15 protein-coding genes and 1 tRNA gene are annotated in these 15,834 nt (G+C 61.0%); 10 read left to right on the top strand and 6 right to left on the bottom strand.

Features of this window, described 5'->3' with window-relative positions; all coding sequences use genetic code 11:
- Positions 1-48: 48 nt before the first annotated feature.
- Complete coding sequence (gene ubiG / locus A0U94_RS07255; RefSeq protein ID WP_077802962.1) at positions 49-804, bottom strand: bifunctional 2-polyprenyl-6-hydroxyphenol methylase/3-demethylubiquinol 3-O-methyltransferase UbiG; 756 nt, start codon at positions 802-804, stop codon at positions 49-51.
- A gap of 164 nt (positions 805-968) precedes the next feature.
- Here ubiG and A0U94_RS07250 point away from each other — a divergent pair, with 164 nt between their 5' ends.
- The 6 genes from A0U94_RS07250 to prfA all read left to right on the top strand — a co-directional run bounded on the left by A0U94_RS07250 (position 969) and on the right by prfA (position 8,197).
- Positions 969-2,294, top strand: coding sequence for an aspartate kinase (locus tag A0U94_RS07250; protein ID WP_077802961.1), 1,326 nt, complete (start codon positions 969-971; stop codon positions 2,292-2,294).
- Positions 2,291-3,358 (top strand): NAD(P)H-dependent flavin oxidoreductase, encoded by a 1,068-nt coding sequence (locus A0U94_RS07245; RefSeq protein ID WP_244177969.1) that lies wholly within the window; start codon positions 2,291-2,293, stop codon positions 3,356-3,358. The genes A0U94_RS07250 and A0U94_RS07245 overlap by 4 nt, the downstream gene beginning before the upstream one ends.
- Before the next feature lie 14 nt (positions 3,359-3,372).
- On the top strand, positions 3,373-4,647 hold the full coding sequence (locus A0U94_RS07240) for a helix-turn-helix domain-containing protein (protein WP_077802960.1): 1,275 nt from the start codon (positions 3,373-3,375) through the stop codon (positions 4,645-4,647).
- 91 nt (positions 4,648-4,738) lie between these two features.
- Positions 4,739-5,884, top strand: a complete 1,146-nt coding sequence (gene ispG, locus A0U94_RS07235; RefSeq protein WP_062031453.1) for a flavodoxin-dependent (E)-4-hydroxy-3-methylbut-2-enyl-diphosphate synthase — start codon at positions 4,739-4,741, stop codon at positions 5,882-5,884.
- Positions 5,884-7,131 carry a histidine--tRNA ligase gene (gene hisS / locus A0U94_RS07230; RefSeq protein ID WP_062031449.1) on the top strand — a complete coding sequence of 416 codons (1,248 nt, stop codon included), beginning with the start codon at positions 5,884-5,886 and terminating at the stop codon, positions 7,129-7,131. The genes ispG and hisS overlap by 1 nt, the downstream gene beginning before the upstream one ends.
- A gap of 4 nt (positions 7,132-7,135) precedes the next feature.
- Positions 7,136-8,197, top strand: coding sequence for a peptide chain release factor 1 (gene prfA / locus A0U94_RS07225; protein ID WP_077802959.1), 1,062 nt, complete (start codon positions 7,136-7,138; stop codon positions 8,195-8,197).
- 3 nt (positions 8,198-8,200) lie between these two features.
- On the opposite strand, the gene A0U94_RS07220 is transcribed toward prfA, so the two are convergent.
- Positions 8,201-8,671 (bottom strand): hypothetical protein, encoded by a 471-nt coding sequence (locus A0U94_RS07220; RefSeq protein ID WP_077802958.1) that lies wholly within the window; start codon positions 8,669-8,671, stop codon positions 8,201-8,203.
- A gap of 29 nt (positions 8,672-8,700) precedes the next feature.
- Between A0U94_RS07220 and prmC the strand changes: the two genes are divergently transcribed.
- Together prmC and A0U94_RS07210 are read left to right on the top strand one after the other, a co-directional pair.
- Positions 8,701-9,546 carry a peptide chain release factor N(5)-glutamine methyltransferase gene (gene prmC, locus A0U94_RS07215; RefSeq protein WP_062109525.1) on the top strand — a complete coding sequence of 282 codons (846 nt, stop codon included), beginning with the start codon at positions 8,701-8,703 and terminating at the stop codon, positions 9,544-9,546.
- Between the two features lie 276 nt (positions 9,547-9,822).
- Positions 9,823-10,281: a DUF4167 domain-containing protein gene (locus A0U94_RS07210; protein WP_062031565.1), complete on the top strand. Its 459-nt coding sequence runs from the start codon at positions 9,823-9,825 to the stop codon at positions 10,279-10,281.
- A 61-nt stretch (positions 10,282-10,342) separates the two neighbouring features.
- Here the strand turns inward: A0U94_RS07210 and A0U94_RS07205 are convergent, their stop codons facing one another.
- A complete protein-coding gene (locus tag A0U94_RS07205; RefSeq protein WP_077802957.1) occupies positions 10,343-11,212 on the bottom strand; it encodes a glycosyltransferase family 2 protein in 870 nt (289 codons plus the stop codon).
- Positions 11,213-11,287: 75 nt separating this feature from the next.
- Positions 11,288-11,362 (bottom strand) — tRNA-Met (locus tag A0U94_RS07200).
- Positions 11,363-11,577: 215 nt separating this feature from the next.
- Between A0U94_RS07200 and A0U94_RS07195 the strand changes: the two genes are divergently transcribed.
- Complete coding sequence (locus A0U94_RS07195) at positions 11,578-12,795, top strand: mechanosensitive ion channel family protein (protein WP_077802956.1); 1,218 nt, start codon at positions 11,578-11,580, stop codon at positions 12,793-12,795.
- Here the strand turns inward: A0U94_RS07195 and A0U94_RS07190 are convergent.
- Positions 12,787-14,328 (bottom strand): APC family permease, encoded by a 1,542-nt coding sequence (locus tag A0U94_RS07190; protein ID WP_077802955.1) that lies wholly within the window; start codon positions 14,326-14,328, stop codon positions 12,787-12,789. The two genes, A0U94_RS07195 and A0U94_RS07190, sit on opposite strands and share 9 nt — an antisense overlap.
- Before the next feature lie 38 nt (positions 14,329-14,366).
- Positions 14,367-15,209, bottom strand: a complete 843-nt coding sequence (locus A0U94_RS07185; protein WP_062109516.1) for an undecaprenyl-diphosphate phosphatase — start codon at positions 15,207-15,209, stop codon at positions 14,367-14,369.
- Between the two features lie 158 nt (positions 15,210-15,367).
- Here A0U94_RS07185 and A0U94_RS07180 point away from each other — a divergent pair, with 158 nt between their 5' ends.
- Complete coding sequence (locus tag A0U94_RS07180; protein ID WP_077802954.1) at positions 15,368-15,832, top strand: MlaD family protein; 465 nt, start codon at positions 15,368-15,370, stop codon at positions 15,830-15,832.
- The last annotated feature ends 2 nt before the right edge of the window (positions 15,833-15,834 follow it).

The raw sequence follows: 15,834 nt of genomic DNA, 5'->3' as shown, positions 1-15,834 counted from the left end.
GGCAAGGGCGATTGCGACGGGGTACTCCGCTGCAATCGCCTTTTTTGTTCAGTCCTTACGAAAAATCGCGATGTAGTTGATGCCGATGTCACGGCTTTCGCGCCATTTGAACGGCACATAGCTCATACCCGCGATATCAAGCAGGCGTAGGCCAGCCTGTCGGGCCATGGCGGCCAGTTCGTCCGGCTTGATGAATTTCTTCCAGTCATGCGTGCCTACGGGCAGCATTCGCAGCAGATATTCCGCGCCGAGCTTTGCGACGGCAAAAGAGCGCGGCGTGCGGTTCAGTGTGGACACCGCAACCATGCCGCCCGGCTTCGTCAGGGTCGCCAGCATGGTCAGGAAGTCCTGGGGATCGTTGACGTGCTCGATGACTTCAAGCGCATTGACGACGTCAAAGCGCGCACCTTCCGCAACAAGGTCTTCCGCACTGCCATTGCGATAGGACAGGGGGGCGGCTTCGGGCGGCAAGGGATGTTCGGCCAGATGCGCCTGTGCCGCATGGATGCCGGGGGCGCTGGCATCGATTCCAAGTGTCTTGAATCCGAGTTTGGCATAAGCCTCGCTGGCCAGCCCCGCGCCACAACCGATATCAAGCAGGCTCAGAGGCCCGGTGGATGCCTTGCGCAGGGGAGCCACATGCCGGCTGACCCATTCGGTCCGCAGGGGGTTCATGGCATGAAGCGGGGCCATCGGGCCGCGCGGATTCCACCAGTCTTCTGCCAGAGCGCTGAAATGGGCAATTTCGGATTCCGAAACGGATGAACGTCTGAAATCCTGTCCCCGGGATGTTTCTGTGGGCATCAGAACTGTCCTTCTGTGTGCCTGTCTGCCGTGCGTCATCTGGACGTGGCGGAGCGAGACGAGTATGTGGACCGGCAGAGTCTGTTCAGGCGCCGGGTGTTTTGCGTTACCCGATGCCAGACCCGAGCGCGCAACGCCAGACACGTACTGGAGCCTTATCCGCGATGTCCATGCCCGATACTCCCGTCCACGACCAGCTTTCCGGTCGTGCCGATCCTCATGCCGCCATGACTGGCGAAATTGGGAAACGGAAGACGGTTGTCATGAAATTTGGCGGCACATCCGTCGGAAATATCGAGCGTATCCGGAACGTTGCAAAACGCGTGAAGGCGGAACATGATCGCGGCCGCCGCGTGGCGGTCGTTGTATCGGCGATGGCTGGCGTGACAAACCGGATGGTCGGATACTGTGCGGAACTCGATCCGCTGGCCGATCCGAAGGAATATGATGCCGTGGTTGCGGCAGGCGAACAGGTGACAAGCGGACTTGTCTCCATCGCGCTTCAGGCGCTCGGTGTGAAGGCGCGGTCCTTTCAGGGCTGGCAGATCCCGCTTGTGACGGATGACGCCCACGGCAAGGCTGCCATTGAGAGCGTGGACGGAGCGGCGCTGCTGGCCTGTCTGGATGACGGCGTCGTGCCGGTTGTCGCAGGCTTTCAGGGCGTAGGGCCGGATGGACGGATCGCAACGCTGGGGCGCGGTGGGTCGGATACATCCGCCGTGGCCGTCGCAGCTGCCATCCATGCCGATCAGTGTGATATCTATACCGATGTTGATGGGATCTACACGACCGACCCGCGCATCGTGAAACGTGCCAAGAAGCTGGATCGCATCACCTATGAAGAGATGCTTGAACTGGCTTCCGTAGGCGCCAAGGTACTTCAGACCCGCAGTGTCGGCCTCGCCATGCGCGAGAATGTCCGGGTGCGGGTGCTGTCATCATTCGCCGAGACGGATGACGACAGTGGTTCGATTGTTGTTGATGAGGACGAGATCATGGAGAAGGAACTGGTTGCGGGGATTGCCAACTCGCATGACGAAGCGAAAATCTCCGTGCGGAACATTCCGGACCGTCCGGGCATTGCTGCTGCGATTTTTGATCCGCTGGCGGCCGCGAACATCAATGTCGACATGATCGTCCAGAGTGTTGGCGTGGACAACATGACGAACATGACCTTCACGGTCAGTAAGGCCGACGAGGCTGCGGCCCGCTCTGTGCTGGAGAAGGCCCGCGAATACGTCCAGTATGGCGAGCTGATTACGTCCCACAACGTCGTAAAGATCAGTGTCGTGGGTATCGGCATGCGCTCCAATGCCGGTCTGGCCGCGCGGATGTTCCGCACGCTGGCCGATCGGGGCATCAACGTGCAGGTCATCTCCACGAGCGAAATCAAGATCTCCGTACTGATCGATTCCGAATATACGGAACTGGCCATGCGCGCACTGCACACGGCTTACGGCCTTGATGCCAAAGAGGGAGCTGACGCGTGAGCGAAACCCTGAGCCAAACCCGGGGCGAGACCCTGGACGCCCGCGCGACGCTGGACCGGCTGTGGAAGCCAGGCTGTGACTTCCTGGGCAGTGAGGTCGCGATCCTCGGCGGCGCTATGTCCTGGGTCAGCGAGCGGCATCTCGTGTCCGCCATTTCCAATGCTGGCGGGTTTGGTGTCATTGCCTGTGGCGCGATGTCGCCCGAGCGTCTGGAAGAGGAAATCGTTGCCACGCAGGCAATGACGCAGCGCCCGTTCGGCGTGAACCTTATCACCATGCACCCCGAGCTGGACCGTCTCGTAGATGTCTGTCTGGCGCACAACGTCTCCCACATCGTGCTGGCAGGCGGGGTGCCGAACAGCGCCACGATCCGCAAGGTCCGTGATGGCGGAGCGCGGGCGATCGGTTTTGCTCCGGCTCTGGCACTGGGCAAGCGGCTGGTGCGGATGGGGATCGAGGCTCTCGTGATCGAAGGTTCGGAAGCGGGTGGCCATGTCGGGCCGGTGTCACTGACGGTTCTGGCTCAGGAAATCCTGCCCCATATCCGCGATGTGCCTGTGTTTGTTGCCGGTGGCCTTGGGCGTGGTGATGCGGTCCTGTCCTATCTGGAGCAGGGAGCTGCTGGTGCGCAGCTCGGAACGCTGTTTGCGGCATCCGAAGAGAGCATCGCGCATGAAAACTTCAAGAAGGCTTTCCTCCGCGCCAATGCCCGCGATGCCGTGACGACCGTGCAGCTCGACGAGCTGTTCCCGGTCATTCCGGTGCGCGGCCTGTCGAATGAAGGTGGTCGCCGTTATGCTCGCCTTCAGGGTGAGGCGCTCCAGAAGTTCCAGAGCGGCGAACTGACCAAGGAAGAAGCCCAGCTCTCGATCGAGCATTACTGGGCTGGTGCGCTGCGTCGTGCCGTTATCGAGGGTGACGTGGAAACGGGTTCCGTCATGGCCGGCCAGTCGGTTGGCATGGTCAAGGAAATCCGTCCGGTCGCCGACATTCTCGCAACGCTGGTGCAGCAGGCCGTTGATGCCATAAAGCAGCGTGAAACCCGTATTCACGCTTCCAGCTAACGGATTGTCCGGTCATGTCCTCTTCGTCCTCCAGCCGCCCGTTGTCGCCGCCTTCCGACCAGCCCAGTGTCGGAAAGGTGCTGCGCGAGCGTCGTGAGGAACTGGGCTGGCAGCTTGAGGACGTGGCGGAATGGCTGCGAATCCGCCCGAAACTTCTGGCGGCTCTTGAGGCGGACGATCTGTCGGGCCTGCCAGGTGTGGCGTATGCGGTAGGCTTTCTTCGGACCTATGCGCATGCCATGCAGCTTGATGCGAATGCGCTGGTCGAGCGTTTCCGGCGCGATACGCGTGGGGCCGTGACGCGCAAAACGGAACTGGTTTTCCCGCAACCCGAAGGGGACCGGGGCCTGCCAGTTGGTGTTCTGGTTGGCGCCGGACTTGTGGTTGTGGTTGCGGCATATGTCGGCTGGTATCGCTTTACGGCACATGATACCCCAGCCCAGCGACAGGTTCCGGCCGTTGCAGAGCTGATGCCGGGCGCTGCAACCCCTGCCACGACCTCTCCGCAGGTCGCCTCCGTCATGCCGGGACGTGCACCAACGCCGGAGCCTCACGCTCCGGCTGTCGCGTCGTCAGCCCCTGTGGGGGCATCCGCAGTTTCCGGTCTGGCGCAGACGGCTCCGGCTCCGCAAAGTCAGCCTACGCCTGTTCCTGAACAGGCTGCACCACTGGCTCCCTCTTCTGACGAAGATGATACGACTGTCCCGCCGCCGGCTGGTACAGTTGCGCCTGAGACCGTGGCGCCTGAAAAGATCCCAACAGCCGGACAGCCCGCCACGGACCTGCCTCCGGCTGTTCCCGAAGGGGCCGTTGTCGTGCGGGCGCTGTCCCAGGTCTGGACGCAGGTCCGGGACAAGGACGGACATGTCCTGATCTCGCGCGTGATGCAGCCGGGCGAAAGCTGGCAGGGTGATCCGGCAGGCGCGCCTTTCCACATGTCGTTCGGCAATGCGGGCGGTGTGGTCCTAACCACGGCGGGGGCGACCAGTGCGCCTCTGGGCCGGGAAGGGCAGGTCCGCCGCAATGTGGAAGTGACAGCAGACGCCATCCGCTCCGGCTCTTTCGGATCGGGTGTAGCCCTACCGGTTCAGCCCAGTTCCCCGGCACCAGCTCCGGCCACAGGGGGCACCACGGCCACACCGGCGCTGGCGCCCCCTGTGGCTGCCAAACCGGCGTCTGCACCTGTTCCGCACAAAGCCCCGCCGCCGGAGCACGACGTTTCGGCCGATGACCTGAATGCCCGGCAGCTTGAACATCAGCCGCTGGAACAATCGTCGCCACCGCATTAAACCCTTATATCCGTCAGGGGGGCTCAGTGCCCCTGAATACAGCCCCCTGCGTTAGAGCTTCCGGTTTCCACCGGGCACGAAGAGGTAAATCATGAGCAGCTACCGTCCGTATCAGCACATCGAACGTCGCAAGTCGCGCCAGATCCATGTCGGCAAGGTCGCGGTCGGTGGTGATGCCCCGATTTCCGTGCAGACCATGACCAACACCCTGACGTCTGACGCACAGGCCACAATCGACCAGATCCGTCTGTCCGAACTGGCCGGCGTGGACATCGTCCGCGTGTCCTGTCCGGACGAGGCCAGCACCGAGGCTCTGGCGGAGATCGTGCGCGAAGTGAACGTCCCCATCGTTGCGGACATCCACTTCCACTACAAGCGCGCCATCGAGGCGGCCAAAGCCGGTGCTGCGTGCCTGCGAATCAATCCGGGCAATATCGGCAGCGCCGAGCGCGTGCGTGAAGTCGTCAACGCCGCCAAGGATTATGGCTGTTCCATCCGGATCGGCGTGAACGCCGGTTCGCTGGAAAAGCACCTGCTTGAAAAATACGGTGAGCCCAACCCCGAGGCTCTGGTCGAGAGCGCTCTGGAACACGCGAAGATCCTGCAGGATCACGATTTCCACGAGTTCAAGATCAGCGTGAAGGCTTCCGACGTGTTCATGGCGGTTGCAGCCTATCAGCAGCTTGCGGATTGCTGTGATCACCCGCTGCATATCGGCATCACCGAGGCAGGCTCCAAGCGTGCGGGCACCGTGAAGTCGTCCATCGGTCTGGGCAATCTGCTCTGGGCCGGCGTGGGTGACACGATGCGCGTCTCGCTTTCCGCCGCGCCGGAAGAGGAAGTGCTGGTCGGCTGGGATATCCTGAAGTCCCTCGGTCTACGCCATCGCGGTGTGAAGATCATTTCCTGCCCGTCCTGTGCCCGTCAGGGCTTCAATGTCGTCGAGACCGTCCAGACGCTGGAAGATCGCCTTCAGCACATCAAAACGCCGCTGACGCTGTCCATCATCGGCTGCGTGGTGAATGGACCCGGTGAGGCACTGATGACCGATCTCGGCGTGACCGGTGGCGGCAATGGCCGTCACATGGTGTATGCGGCCGGTCGTCAGGATCACACGATGCCGGGTGGCGACATGATCGAGCATATCGTGGACCTCGTGGAAAAGAAGGTCGCAGACATCGAGGCGGGCAAGGTCGAGGCTTCCACGGCCAAGCAGATGGACCCGGCAGCGCACTGATGTCCGGACTTCAGCCCCCCCGCGGAACCCACGATCTCATCGGCGACACCATGCGCCGCCACCACCATGTCGTGGAGACGGCGCGCCGGGTTCTGCGGACCTATGGTTTCGAGGAATGGAGCACACCCATCTTCGAGGACACGCGCGTCTTTTCGCGTACGCTCGGCGAGACGTCCGATGTCGTGTCCAAGGAGATGTATACGTTCGAGGATCGCGGCGGTGAGAGTATCACCCTGCGGCCCGAAGGCACGGCGGCGATCTGCCGCGCGCTGGTTACGAACGGCCTGACGCAGTCCCTGCCGCAGAAGGTGTTCTATCACGGGCCGATGTTCCGCTACGAACGCCCGCAGAAGGGGCGTTACCGCCAGTTCCACCAGATCGGTGCCGAACTGATCGGTGCGGAAAGTCCGCTGCGCGATGCCGAGACGATCGCCATGGCCCAGGACATCCTGCGCGAACTGGGTCTGGGCGATCACGTCACGCTGGAACTCAACACCCTTGGTGATCTGGCCAGCCGTCAGGCCTGGCGGGAAGCTCTGGTGGCGTATTTCCGCGATCATGCCGATGCGCTGTCGGAAGAAAGCCGCGTCCGGCTCGAAGCCAATCCGCTGCGGATTCTGGATAGCAAGTCCGAGCAGGACCGCAAGCTGCTCGACGACGCCCCGGCATTCGCGGACTATCTGAACGATGAATCCCGCCAGTTCTGGGACACGCTGCGCTCCAGCCTTCAGGCCTTCGGCGTGGATTTCGTTGAGAACCCGCGCATCGTCCGTGGGCTTGATTACTACAGCCATACGGCCTTTGAGTTCGTGACCTCGAAGCTTGGTGCTCAGGGCACCGTGCTGGCCGGTGGGCGGTATGAAGGTCTTGTGGAGCAGATGGGCGGTCCGGCTATACCCGCGATCGGCTGGGCTGGCGGGATCGAACGTCTGGCGATGCTGCTGGACTCTGTGCCTGAACTTCCTGCCGGAATTGCACTGGTCCCGATGGGAGACGAGGCTGTTCTCAAAGCCGCGTCGCTCGCGCGCGCGCTGCGTTCGGCCGGGCTACGGGCCGAAATCGAGACCCGTGGCAACATGAAGAAGCGGATGGAGCGGGTGGTGAAATCCGGCGCATCGCATGCCGTCGTTCTGGGTGATGAAGAAATTGCCAAAGACGTCGTGCAGCTTCGGGATCTGTCCAGCCGCGAGCAGCAGGAAGTTCCGTTTGCGGATCTGGTGCGTGTTCTAAGCGCAGGACGCGCCTGAGCACATGGCGTTTGATGACAGGCTTGAGCGGATTGTCGCGCGTTCGGAGGAAGTTCAGGCCTTGATGTCTTCGGGCGATCTGACGGGTGAGGATTTCACCCGTCTGTCGCAGGAATATGCCGAACTGGAGCCGGTGGTCGCGTCCATCCAGGCCTGGAAAAGCGCTGAGGAACAGAAAGCGGGGGCGCAGGCCCTGCTTGACGATCCGGAAATGCGCGAGCTGGCGCAGATGGAGCTTGCGGAGATCGAGGCGACCTTGCCCGATCTCCAGCACGCCCTGCGTCTGGCGCTTCTGCCGAAAGATGCGGCAGATGAGCGCAGCGCCATTCTCGAAATCCGGCCGGCCGCTGGCGGAGACGAAGCCGGACTGTTCGCGGCCGAACTCTTCGATGCCTATCGCCGCTTTTCCGAGCAGAATGGCTGGCGTTTCGAGGTCATGGAATATTCCGAAAATGAAGTCGCAGGCCTCAAAGAAGGTATGGCGACCATTTCAGGCCGCTCGGTTTTTGCCCGTCTGAAGTACGAATCCGGTGTGCATCGCGTTCAGCGTGTTCCGGCAACGGAAAGTCAGGGCCGCATCCATACCTCGACCGTGACTGTCGCCGTGCTGCCGGAAGCCGAAGATGTCGATGTCACGATCAATGACGACGATCTGCGGATTGACGTCTATCGCGCCTCTGGTGCCGGTGGTCAGCACGTTAACAAGACCGAGAGCGCGGTGCGCGTGACCCACATGCCCAGCGGCATTGTGGTGGCGATGCAGGAAGAGAAGAGCCAGCACAAAAACAAGGCCAAGGCTATGAAGATCCTGCGCGCCCGGCTCTATGAGCGCGAACGCGCGCAGCTCCATGCCACGCGGGCGGCGGACCGGAAATCACAGGTCGGGACCGGCGACCGTTCGGAGCGCATCCGGACGTATAACTTCCCACAGGGCCGCGTGACGGACCACCGGATCAACCTGACGCTCTATAAGATCGACCGGATCATGGGCGGTGAATTCGACGAGATCATCGACGCCCTGACGCGGGAAGAGCAGACCGAACTGCTCGCCGCTGCAGGGTTCTGAAACTCAGGTGTTCGGTGTGGCGCAGACGGCAGCACGCCCATGTCGGTGCGTTGCAACGGCGGCATCGTCGTAATCTACCAGAAAGAAATCGGTGAAATTGTTAGTCCCCACGGCATCAAGCGAATGGCCTTCCGGATGGTGAAGCTGGCCTTCGCTGCTCACCTGATGGGTTTCCTGATGGCCGTTTCGCACAATGGTGATTTCCCCGCACAGGGCGTAATCCACATCTGAGCGGCCGACCGGAAGCGCGATCGTCTGCGTCTCATGTGCCTTGGACAACCCGAGTCTGAACGTTGCAACCAGATTGCCATCCAGATAGAGGCGCGAGACTTCTGAAATTTCTTCAGGCGCACGCTCGTCCGTTACCGTAAAAGACGGGGGTAGTTCCCGCGACAGGTCTGACTGTGCCTGAACGGGTGTGAGGGTGCAGCCAAGCAGCAGAGCGGAAAAGAGGAGCGCACGTTTGGACTTCATGACACCAACTATAGCAGGTTCGCTTTAAGATGATGCCCAAAGATGATCTTTTGCGCGAGGCCTCACAGGCACTGGAGAAGGCCGGGATCGAAGATGCGCGCCGCGAGGCGCGGCTTCTGCTGGGCTGGGCGACAGGCCGGGATCTGGGCGGACTACTGTCTCTGGATGCTGTGGATGCGTCACAGAAAGCGCGATTCGCAGACGCCCTGAAGCGCAGACTGGGGCGCGAGCCCTTGGCGTTCATCACGGGCGAGACAGGGTTCTGGACGCTGGATCTGGAGACGGGGCGTGACACGCTGATCCCCCGTGCCGACAGCGAGGCGCTGATCGAAGCGCTGCTGGATATCAGGCCGGATCGTAAGGCGCCGCTGTCCGTTCTGGATCTGGGGACCGGAACGGGCTGTCTGCTGCTCGCAGCCCTGTCTGAATATCCGCAGGCGACAGGCGTGGGTGTCGATCTTTCTCCTCAGGCCGCGGCTCTGGCGCGGCGGAACTCCAAGCGTACGGGGCTTGGGGACCGGAGTGCCTTTCTGGCCGGAAGCTGGGCAGACGCGCTGAACGCCCGGTTCGATATCGTGTTGTCCAACCCGCCTTATATTGAGAGCGGAGATCTGTCGGGGCTGATGCCTGAAGTCGTGCGCTATGAACCGGCGCGGGCGCTGGATGGTGGGGTGGATGGGCTGGAAGCGTATCGTGTCCTGTGCGCAGCCCTGCCGGATCTTCTGGTGCCGGGAGGGTATGCGATCCTTGAGATGGGGGTCGGACAGATCGACGACGTCTCCGCACTGGGGGTGCAGAACGGTCTGCGGGAAGTGGCGCGCCGAAAGGATCTTGGCGGCGTGGAAAGAGCGCTCGTCCTGCAATTACCCAGATAAGGACGCAGTCAGGAGCGTCAGATGACGAAAAACCGTTGGCTTGACTGACGGAACTTGGTATGGCTAAAGCCAATGCATGCGATTTGAAAGTGCTTTACAGGCACTCTCAGACGTATCTTTGCCCATCGTTCACGTCATCCTGCACTGACGATGGAAGACTGGCTGAGCCGGGTTCAGCCATAGCGGAACAGACAGACGTCTTTTTCGATAGCGGCGGTCGGAACTTTCTGCGGTTGCAGAACGGTCCACGTCATCATGAAAGTGCATCACGGGTCGATGAATATGAAGCGCATAAGAGGCCGGCATCATCGTGCGGGCAGTGGGCCGTCACGCAGCAGCAGTGCCCAGACACCTCTGAACCGCAACCATGTGTTTGACAGTAACGGGCCTGATCTGAGGGTCCGTGGTACGGCGCAGCAGCTGTTCGAGAAGTATCTCCAGCTCGGCCGCGACGCAACCGGAACTGGCGACCGCATTCTTGCAGAAGCCTATTTCCAGCACGCGGAGCATTATTTCCGTATTCTCAACGCCATGAATCAGGCCGCCGAGAAAAGCCAGCAGGAACGCACCGAGCGTCAGCAGCAGCGGCAGCGGGCCTATGAGGACCGTCGTGAACCGCGCGGTGAACGGGGCGAGGATGAGGCTCCGTCATCCGAGCAGGAGGCGGACTATGCTTCGGAGCGCCCCTCCGAGGAAAGCCACGATCGCCGTGCAGCGGAAGTGGAAGCAGAGTAAGGCTTTCAGTTTTCAGCGCATAAAAAAAACCGGCCCTACAAGGAGCCGGTTTTTTTATGCCTCAGACACGCGCCATAAAGCGGTCGGGCAGGCGCCAGAGCTCTGTCCCACTCAGATGCAGGTCAAGGCGGTAGAGGTCGTGCAGGCGTGTCCGGGCGCTGTCCTCAACCTGCTGCCGCCAGTGCGTGAGGCGCCCGTCCCGGTTGTCGAGCGTGCCTTCCGTTCTGGGCAGCCCCGCCATTGCGAGCAGCATGTTTTTCCAGTCCATATTTTCGAGACGCTGATGGCGTCCGACATCTTCCGAGACCCAGGGCTGCCTGCGGGTCCGCTCCAGCCGTGCCAGGCCTGAGCCCAGATCGGCATAACGCAGATGGAAGAGAAAAAGGGGAGCGGCGAGACTGGGAACGGCTTCTGCGCAGCAGTGGAAACCGGGAGCCCAGGTGATGGGAATTCGAGTCAGGACCGGTTTGCACATCGCGCTCGAAAAGCGGAGATGGCGGCGCTGCAGGGAGAAGGGGCGGCTGTAGTCGAACGGGCCTTCCTCATCTGGAAGGTGGATGACGTCAAAGCCGGTCGCCGTGACCACGGGACTTCGGTTCAGCAGCGCGAATTCCGTCAGGGACGGGACGAATGCCGGGTCCGCGAGGAGAATTTCGTCCACATCCGCATAGATGACGCTGTCATACCATTCGAGCAGACTGTCGCAGAATTTCCCGATAGCCCGGGTGCGGCGCTCATCGTCCTGGGGGGAGCGGGGAATCCGGACGACATTCACCTGTCCCAGATGGGCCGTACACCCGTCATCGGAGCCGTGATCAATGACGTAACAGGCGCTTTCCCCAACCTGTGCGCCATAATGACGCCGCCAGACCTGAAGATGCTCGGGCTCGTTGTAAACCATGGTCACGACGGCGAGGGGCTTTTTGATCATGCCCCGCAGAATACAGGAAACAGACCTGCACAATAGAGACCGGTCACGACGATTTTTTATTTTTGGAAGAAAGAATGGTAGCGGTGGACGGATTTGAACCGCCGACCAAGGGATTATGATTCCCCTGCTCTACCACTGAGCTACACCGCCATCCTGCCGGTCGAACCGGCGTTGTGGCGGGGTTTTAAGGGGGATCTTTCCGGGTGTCAACACGTTAGGTTCAGGAAAATAGGACGTAAAATAAGATGTTTTTTACGGGTCGCATTCCTGCGGCTGCCCGTGGCATTTGAGGTATCACGGTTTTCCAATCAATCCGGCCTTCGGGGCGTTCTCAATTTCTCTCAATGCAAGGAGTCTTTCATCTGGTGACGCAACACTTCGTCAGCACCCTGTTTGCCATAAGATCCTATTTCACCTGGCTTCCGGCTTCTGTCGTCTCGGTGCTGATGCTTGTGATGGTGGGGGTGCTGGCGTTCTATTGCGGCAATCTTGTCACGACACAGCTTCTGAAAATTCCGGGATCGCGCAAGGCCGCGCTGATCCGGCGCATCGTCTCGTCCCTGCGCAGGCCGACGCGGCTGATGGTCGCTTTGCTGGCCATGCTGTCCGCACTTCCGGCGGCGACGGGTTTTACGGCGACGCAGGAAGAGGATCTTCAGCTTTTTTTCCTGTTCCTGCTGATCCTGACATTCGGATTTTCAGCGATCATGGTCTTTCGGATCATGACGGAGGTTTATCTCAACCGTCTGGCTGCGAGGGAAGAGACCGACGACATCATGATCCGTTCGCACCAGACGCAGATCCGTGTTCTGCGGCGTCTGACGGAGATTCTGGTGGGGATCGTGACGGTGGCATCGGCCCTGATGCTGTTCCCGTCCGTCAAGCAATACGGATTGTCACTGTTCGCTTCGGCGGGAGCGGCGTCCCTGATCGTCGGCCTGTCAGCACGTGGACTTCTGACGAATCTGATCGCAGGCGTACAGATCGCACTGACACAGCCGATCCGCATGGAGGACCTGATCATCATCAATGGTGACTGGTGCTGGGTGGAGGAAATCAACGCGACCTATGTGGTGCTGCGCGTCTGGGACTGGCGGCGGCATATCGTACCGATCTCGTATTTTCTGGAGAACCAGTTCGAGAACTGGACGCATAATTCCGCAGCCATCATCGGCGTTGTGTTTCTATGGGTCGATTATCAGGCGCCGATGGACAAGATCCGCGAGATGCTGAACGAGATCGTGCGGGGCTGTCCGTTATGGGACGGGCGCGTGTTTGATGTGCAGGTGGCAGACTGCGACGCGCATGTCATGTCCATCCGTATCATCGCGAGTGCGCGGACGGCGCTTCAGAGCTGGGATCTGCGGTGCGATATCCGGGAGAAGATTATTGCACGGATCCGTGATGAATGCCCCGAAGCATTGCCGCGTTCGCGTTTTTCCATGATGCCTCCCGGCGCAGGTGGTCAGGAGCCGTGGGAGCGGATGGCGCCTCCGATCGGGCGCCCGCCACCGGGAAGCTATATGGGCCCGAGTATGGGGCCAGGAATGGGCCCCAGTAGTGCGTCAATGTCCTCAGACTGAGGGCAGCCTCGGGCGCATTTTCGAGTGCCTGCGTCCATAAAAAACGTAAGTGGCGATCCCGAGCGTCAGATAGGACACCAGAAGGATGAGCGGAACAGGGTTTCCGCTGCTGACGGCATGGATCATGTCCGAAACCAGTGGAATGGTCATGACCAGACAGAACAGGATCCCAAGCGCAGGCGTGGTGCCGATCCAGATTCCCCGGATACGGATGCCGCCCAGTGGAACGCTGAAAGGACGGACGATATCGGGGCGTGTGTTGCGCTGCCAGATGACCGTGAAACAGACAATTCCGAAAGCAGCGGCCGTACCGATAGAAACGAGGTCGCTGATGATGTCGATCGGCAGTGTCGCAGTGATGAGCGCCACCACAAGGCCGAGCACGATCGTGCCGATCCACGGTGTGCGGAACTGCGGATGAATGACGCAGAACATCTGCGGGATCAGGCCGTCACGACTGATGGTCAACAGAACGCGCGACTGGGCGTACATCAGGCCCATGAGAACAGAGCAGAGGCCAATTGTTGCACCGACATTAACCAGCAGAGCCAGCCAGGGCGTATGCATGATTTTCACGGCAATGGCGAGCGGGTCGGGAACATCCAGTTCGCGATAGGGCACGATGCCGAGCAGGACAGTCGCGACGATCATGTAAACGACCGTGCAGATCACCAGACTGCCGATGATGCCGATCGGGACGTCCCGTGTGGGATTGCGGGCTTCCGCAGACGCCGTGGAGACGGCTTCGAACCCGACATAGGCAAAGAAGATAACAGATGCCGCACGGAAGATGCCGCGCACGCCATAATGAAATCCGCCTTCGCTGGGGGGAATGAACGGATGCCAGTTTGCCGGATTGATGGCACCGATACCGAACGCCACGAAGACGAACAGAACGCCGACCTTGAGTGCTACGATCAGGGTGTTGATGCGGGCGGATTCCTCAACGCCCCGGACCAGCAGTGCGGTTACAAGCAGTGTTGCCCCGAAACCGATCAGGTCAAACCGCCACCCGGCACTGATCTGTGCACCGGCCGTGCCCGCGACAGGCTGGAGTGTGGCGTGGGTCAGGGCCGCAGGGATGTGCAGTCCGGTGATGCCCAGAAGGGAACTGGCATAGCCCGAAAGACCGGCGGCAACGGCGGAACATGAGATGCCGTACTCCAGAAGCAGCAGCCAGCCCACCATCCACGCCACTTTCTCGCCCATCGAGATATAGGCGTAGGAGTAGGCCGATCCCGAGACAGGCAGGGTCGAAGACAGCTCGCCGTAGGAAAACGCCGTGAACAGGCAGGCGAGGGCGGCGATGACGAAAGAGATCAGGACGGACGGACCGGCATATTCGGCAGCGGCCGTGCCTGTCATGACATAGATGCCAGCGCCGATCGTGGATCCGACGCCAAGAATGACCAGTTGGGTCGCCGTCAGGCTGCGCTTGAGGCCGTTCGTATCGTTTTCGAACAGGACCTGTTCAAGGGTCTTCCGGCGACCTGATCCGGAAACGTCAGGAGGAGATTGTATCGAAGCTGGCATGATCCGCAATGTGCCGCGAAAAACGGCGGCTGGAAAGTTCAGAGAAGGATGACGGCTGCGGAAAACGTCCCGGCCACGATGCAGTAGACGCCGAACGGTGTGAGCGCCCATCCGTCATGGTTGCGGAAGAAACGCAGCATGAGGAGCGAGCAGATCAGCGCAGTTATCCCCGCGACGATGGCGCCTGCAACGCACTGCACCATGACATCATGTGAGATCGTCATGTGACGCATCTGCCAGGCTTCCCGGACCGTTGCGGCCAGCACAATCGGCTGGGCCATCAGCAGGGAGAAGCGCGCGGCCGTTTCATGGTCCAGCCCCCGCAGGAGACCGCCATTCATGGTGGCGCCGGAGCGCGACAGGCCGGGCAGAAGGGCAAGGCACTGCCAGACGCCGATGATGGCGGCATCTTTCGGAGCGAGTGTCGAAATGGGTCGATGGTCGCGCTGGCCTTTCTGGCGGCGGAGCCACTCGGTAGCCATCAGCAGGAATCCGTTGAGGATCAGGAAACCCGCCACCGCGATGGGAGAGCCGAAAACATTCCGCAGACGATGCTCCAGAAGCCAGCCGACCAGCACGGCGGGAATGGTGGCGATGACGAGGAGCAGGAAGACCCGAATCGCATCCATCTGGGCGTGGCGGCCATGACGGCCCATCATTCCGGTCAGAATAGCTACCCAGTCTTTCCAGAACACACCCGCCAGTGCGACCAGCGTTCCGACGTGAAGCATGGTCAGGAACGGCAGGAACATCGGTGCGTGCTCATCCAGATCCCAGTGCAGAAGCGCGGGAAGGAGAACGGCATGACCAAGGCTGCTTACCGGAAAGGGTTCGGTAATTCCTTGGACGACGGCGAGAATGAGGGCTTGAAGAAGCGTCATGGAGCCTGTCTCGGTGAAGGCCTTCGTTTACAAAGGCGGAAAAGAAATCACTTGCCCGATGGTTACAATCGACGCAACCACGGATGTAGCCTTGACCGGTCGGTCATGGGAGGACTAACTCCCGGTCTGTTCAAGATTTTCCGGAAGGCGAGGCTGGCATGCAGTCAACATTGAGCGGCCGCGGGGGCGCCATCCTGGCCAGTGGTCTGGTGCTGGCGATTGCCGGAACGTTCCTCGCCTACGGCAATGCCCTGCGCAAGGGACCGGATTTTCAGGGCTCCGTCCTGCATGCTGCCTTTAATTCCGCGAACGGGCTTCATGCGGGGGCGAATGTCGATCTCGCGGGTGTTCCAGTCGGGCGCGTCGTGTCCATCACGCTCGACCCCAGATCGCAGATGGCGGATGTTGCCTTTACGGTGGACCAGCGCCTGCATCTTCCGGTGGATACGGCTGTGGGAATCGGTGCCCCGACCATGACGGCCGACAACGCCCTGCAGATCCAGCCGGGTCATTCCCGCACGACGCTCTCCAGCGAGGGCAAGATCACCGATACGCAGGATCAGCTCTCGCTAGAGCAGCAGGTCAGCAATTATATTTTCGGTGGTGGCAAGCTGGGCCAGTAAGG

Source organism: Gluconobacter albidus (genome assembly GCF_002005485.1).
GTDB lineage: Bacteria > Pseudomonadota > Alphaproteobacteria > Acetobacterales > Acetobacteraceae > Gluconobacter > Gluconobacter albidus.
Note: the sequence above shows the minus strand (reverse complement) of the source record. Positions and strands in the feature narration are given on the sequence as shown.

What these genes read in the sequence shown, in the direction of transcription:
- A0U94_RS07190 (WP_077802955.1), bottom strand. Translation starts at nt 14,328, where the DNA reads ATGCCAGCTTCGATACAATCTCCTCCTGACGTTTCCGGATCAGGTCGC.
- A0U94_RS07205 (WP_077802957.1), bottom strand. Translation starts at nt 11,212, where the DNA reads ATGATCAAAAAGCCCCTCGCCGTCGTGACCATGGTTTACAACGAGCCC.
- A0U94_RS07185 (WP_062109516.1), bottom strand. Translation starts at nt 15,209, where the DNA reads ATGACGCTTCTTCAAGCCCTCATTCTCGCCGTCGTCCAAGGAATTACC.
- A0U94_RS07240 (WP_077802960.1), top strand. Translation starts at nt 3,373, where the DNA reads ATGTCCTCTTCGTCCTCCAGCCGCCCGTTGTCGCCGCCTTCCGACCAG.
- prfA (WP_077802959.1), top strand. Translation starts at nt 7,136, where the DNA reads ATGGCGTTTGATGACAGGCTTGAGCGGATTGTCGCGCGTTCGGAGGAA.
- ubiG (WP_077802962.1), bottom strand. Translation starts at nt 804, where the DNA reads ATGCCCACAGAAACATCCCGGGGACAGGATTTCAGACGTTCATCCGTT.
- A0U94_RS07250 (WP_077802961.1), top strand. Translation starts at nt 969, where the DNA reads ATGTCCATGCCCGATACTCCCGTCCACGACCAGCTTTCCGGTCGTGCC.
- hisS (WP_062031449.1), top strand. Translation starts at nt 5,884, where the DNA reads ATGTCCGGACTTCAGCCCCCCCGCGGAACCCACGATCTCATCGGCGAC.
- prmC (WP_062109525.1), top strand. Translation starts at nt 8,701, where the DNA reads ATGATGCCCAAAGATGATCTTTTGCGCGAGGCCTCACAGGCACTGGAG.
- A0U94_RS07180 (WP_077802954.1), top strand. Translation starts at nt 15,368, where the DNA reads ATGCAGTCAACATTGAGCGGCCGCGGGGGCGCCATCCTGGCCAGTGGT.
- ispG (WP_062031453.1), top strand. Translation starts at nt 4,739, where the DNA reads ATGAGCAGCTACCGTCCGTATCAGCACATCGAACGTCGCAAGTCGCGC.
- A0U94_RS07210 (WP_062031565.1), top strand. Translation starts at nt 9,823, where the DNA reads ATGAATATGAAGCGCATAAGAGGCCGGCATCATCGTGCGGGCAGTGGG.
- A0U94_RS07220 (WP_077802958.1), bottom strand. Translation starts at nt 8,671, where the DNA reads ATGAAGTCCAAACGTGCGCTCCTCTTTTCCGCTCTGCTGCTTGGCTGC.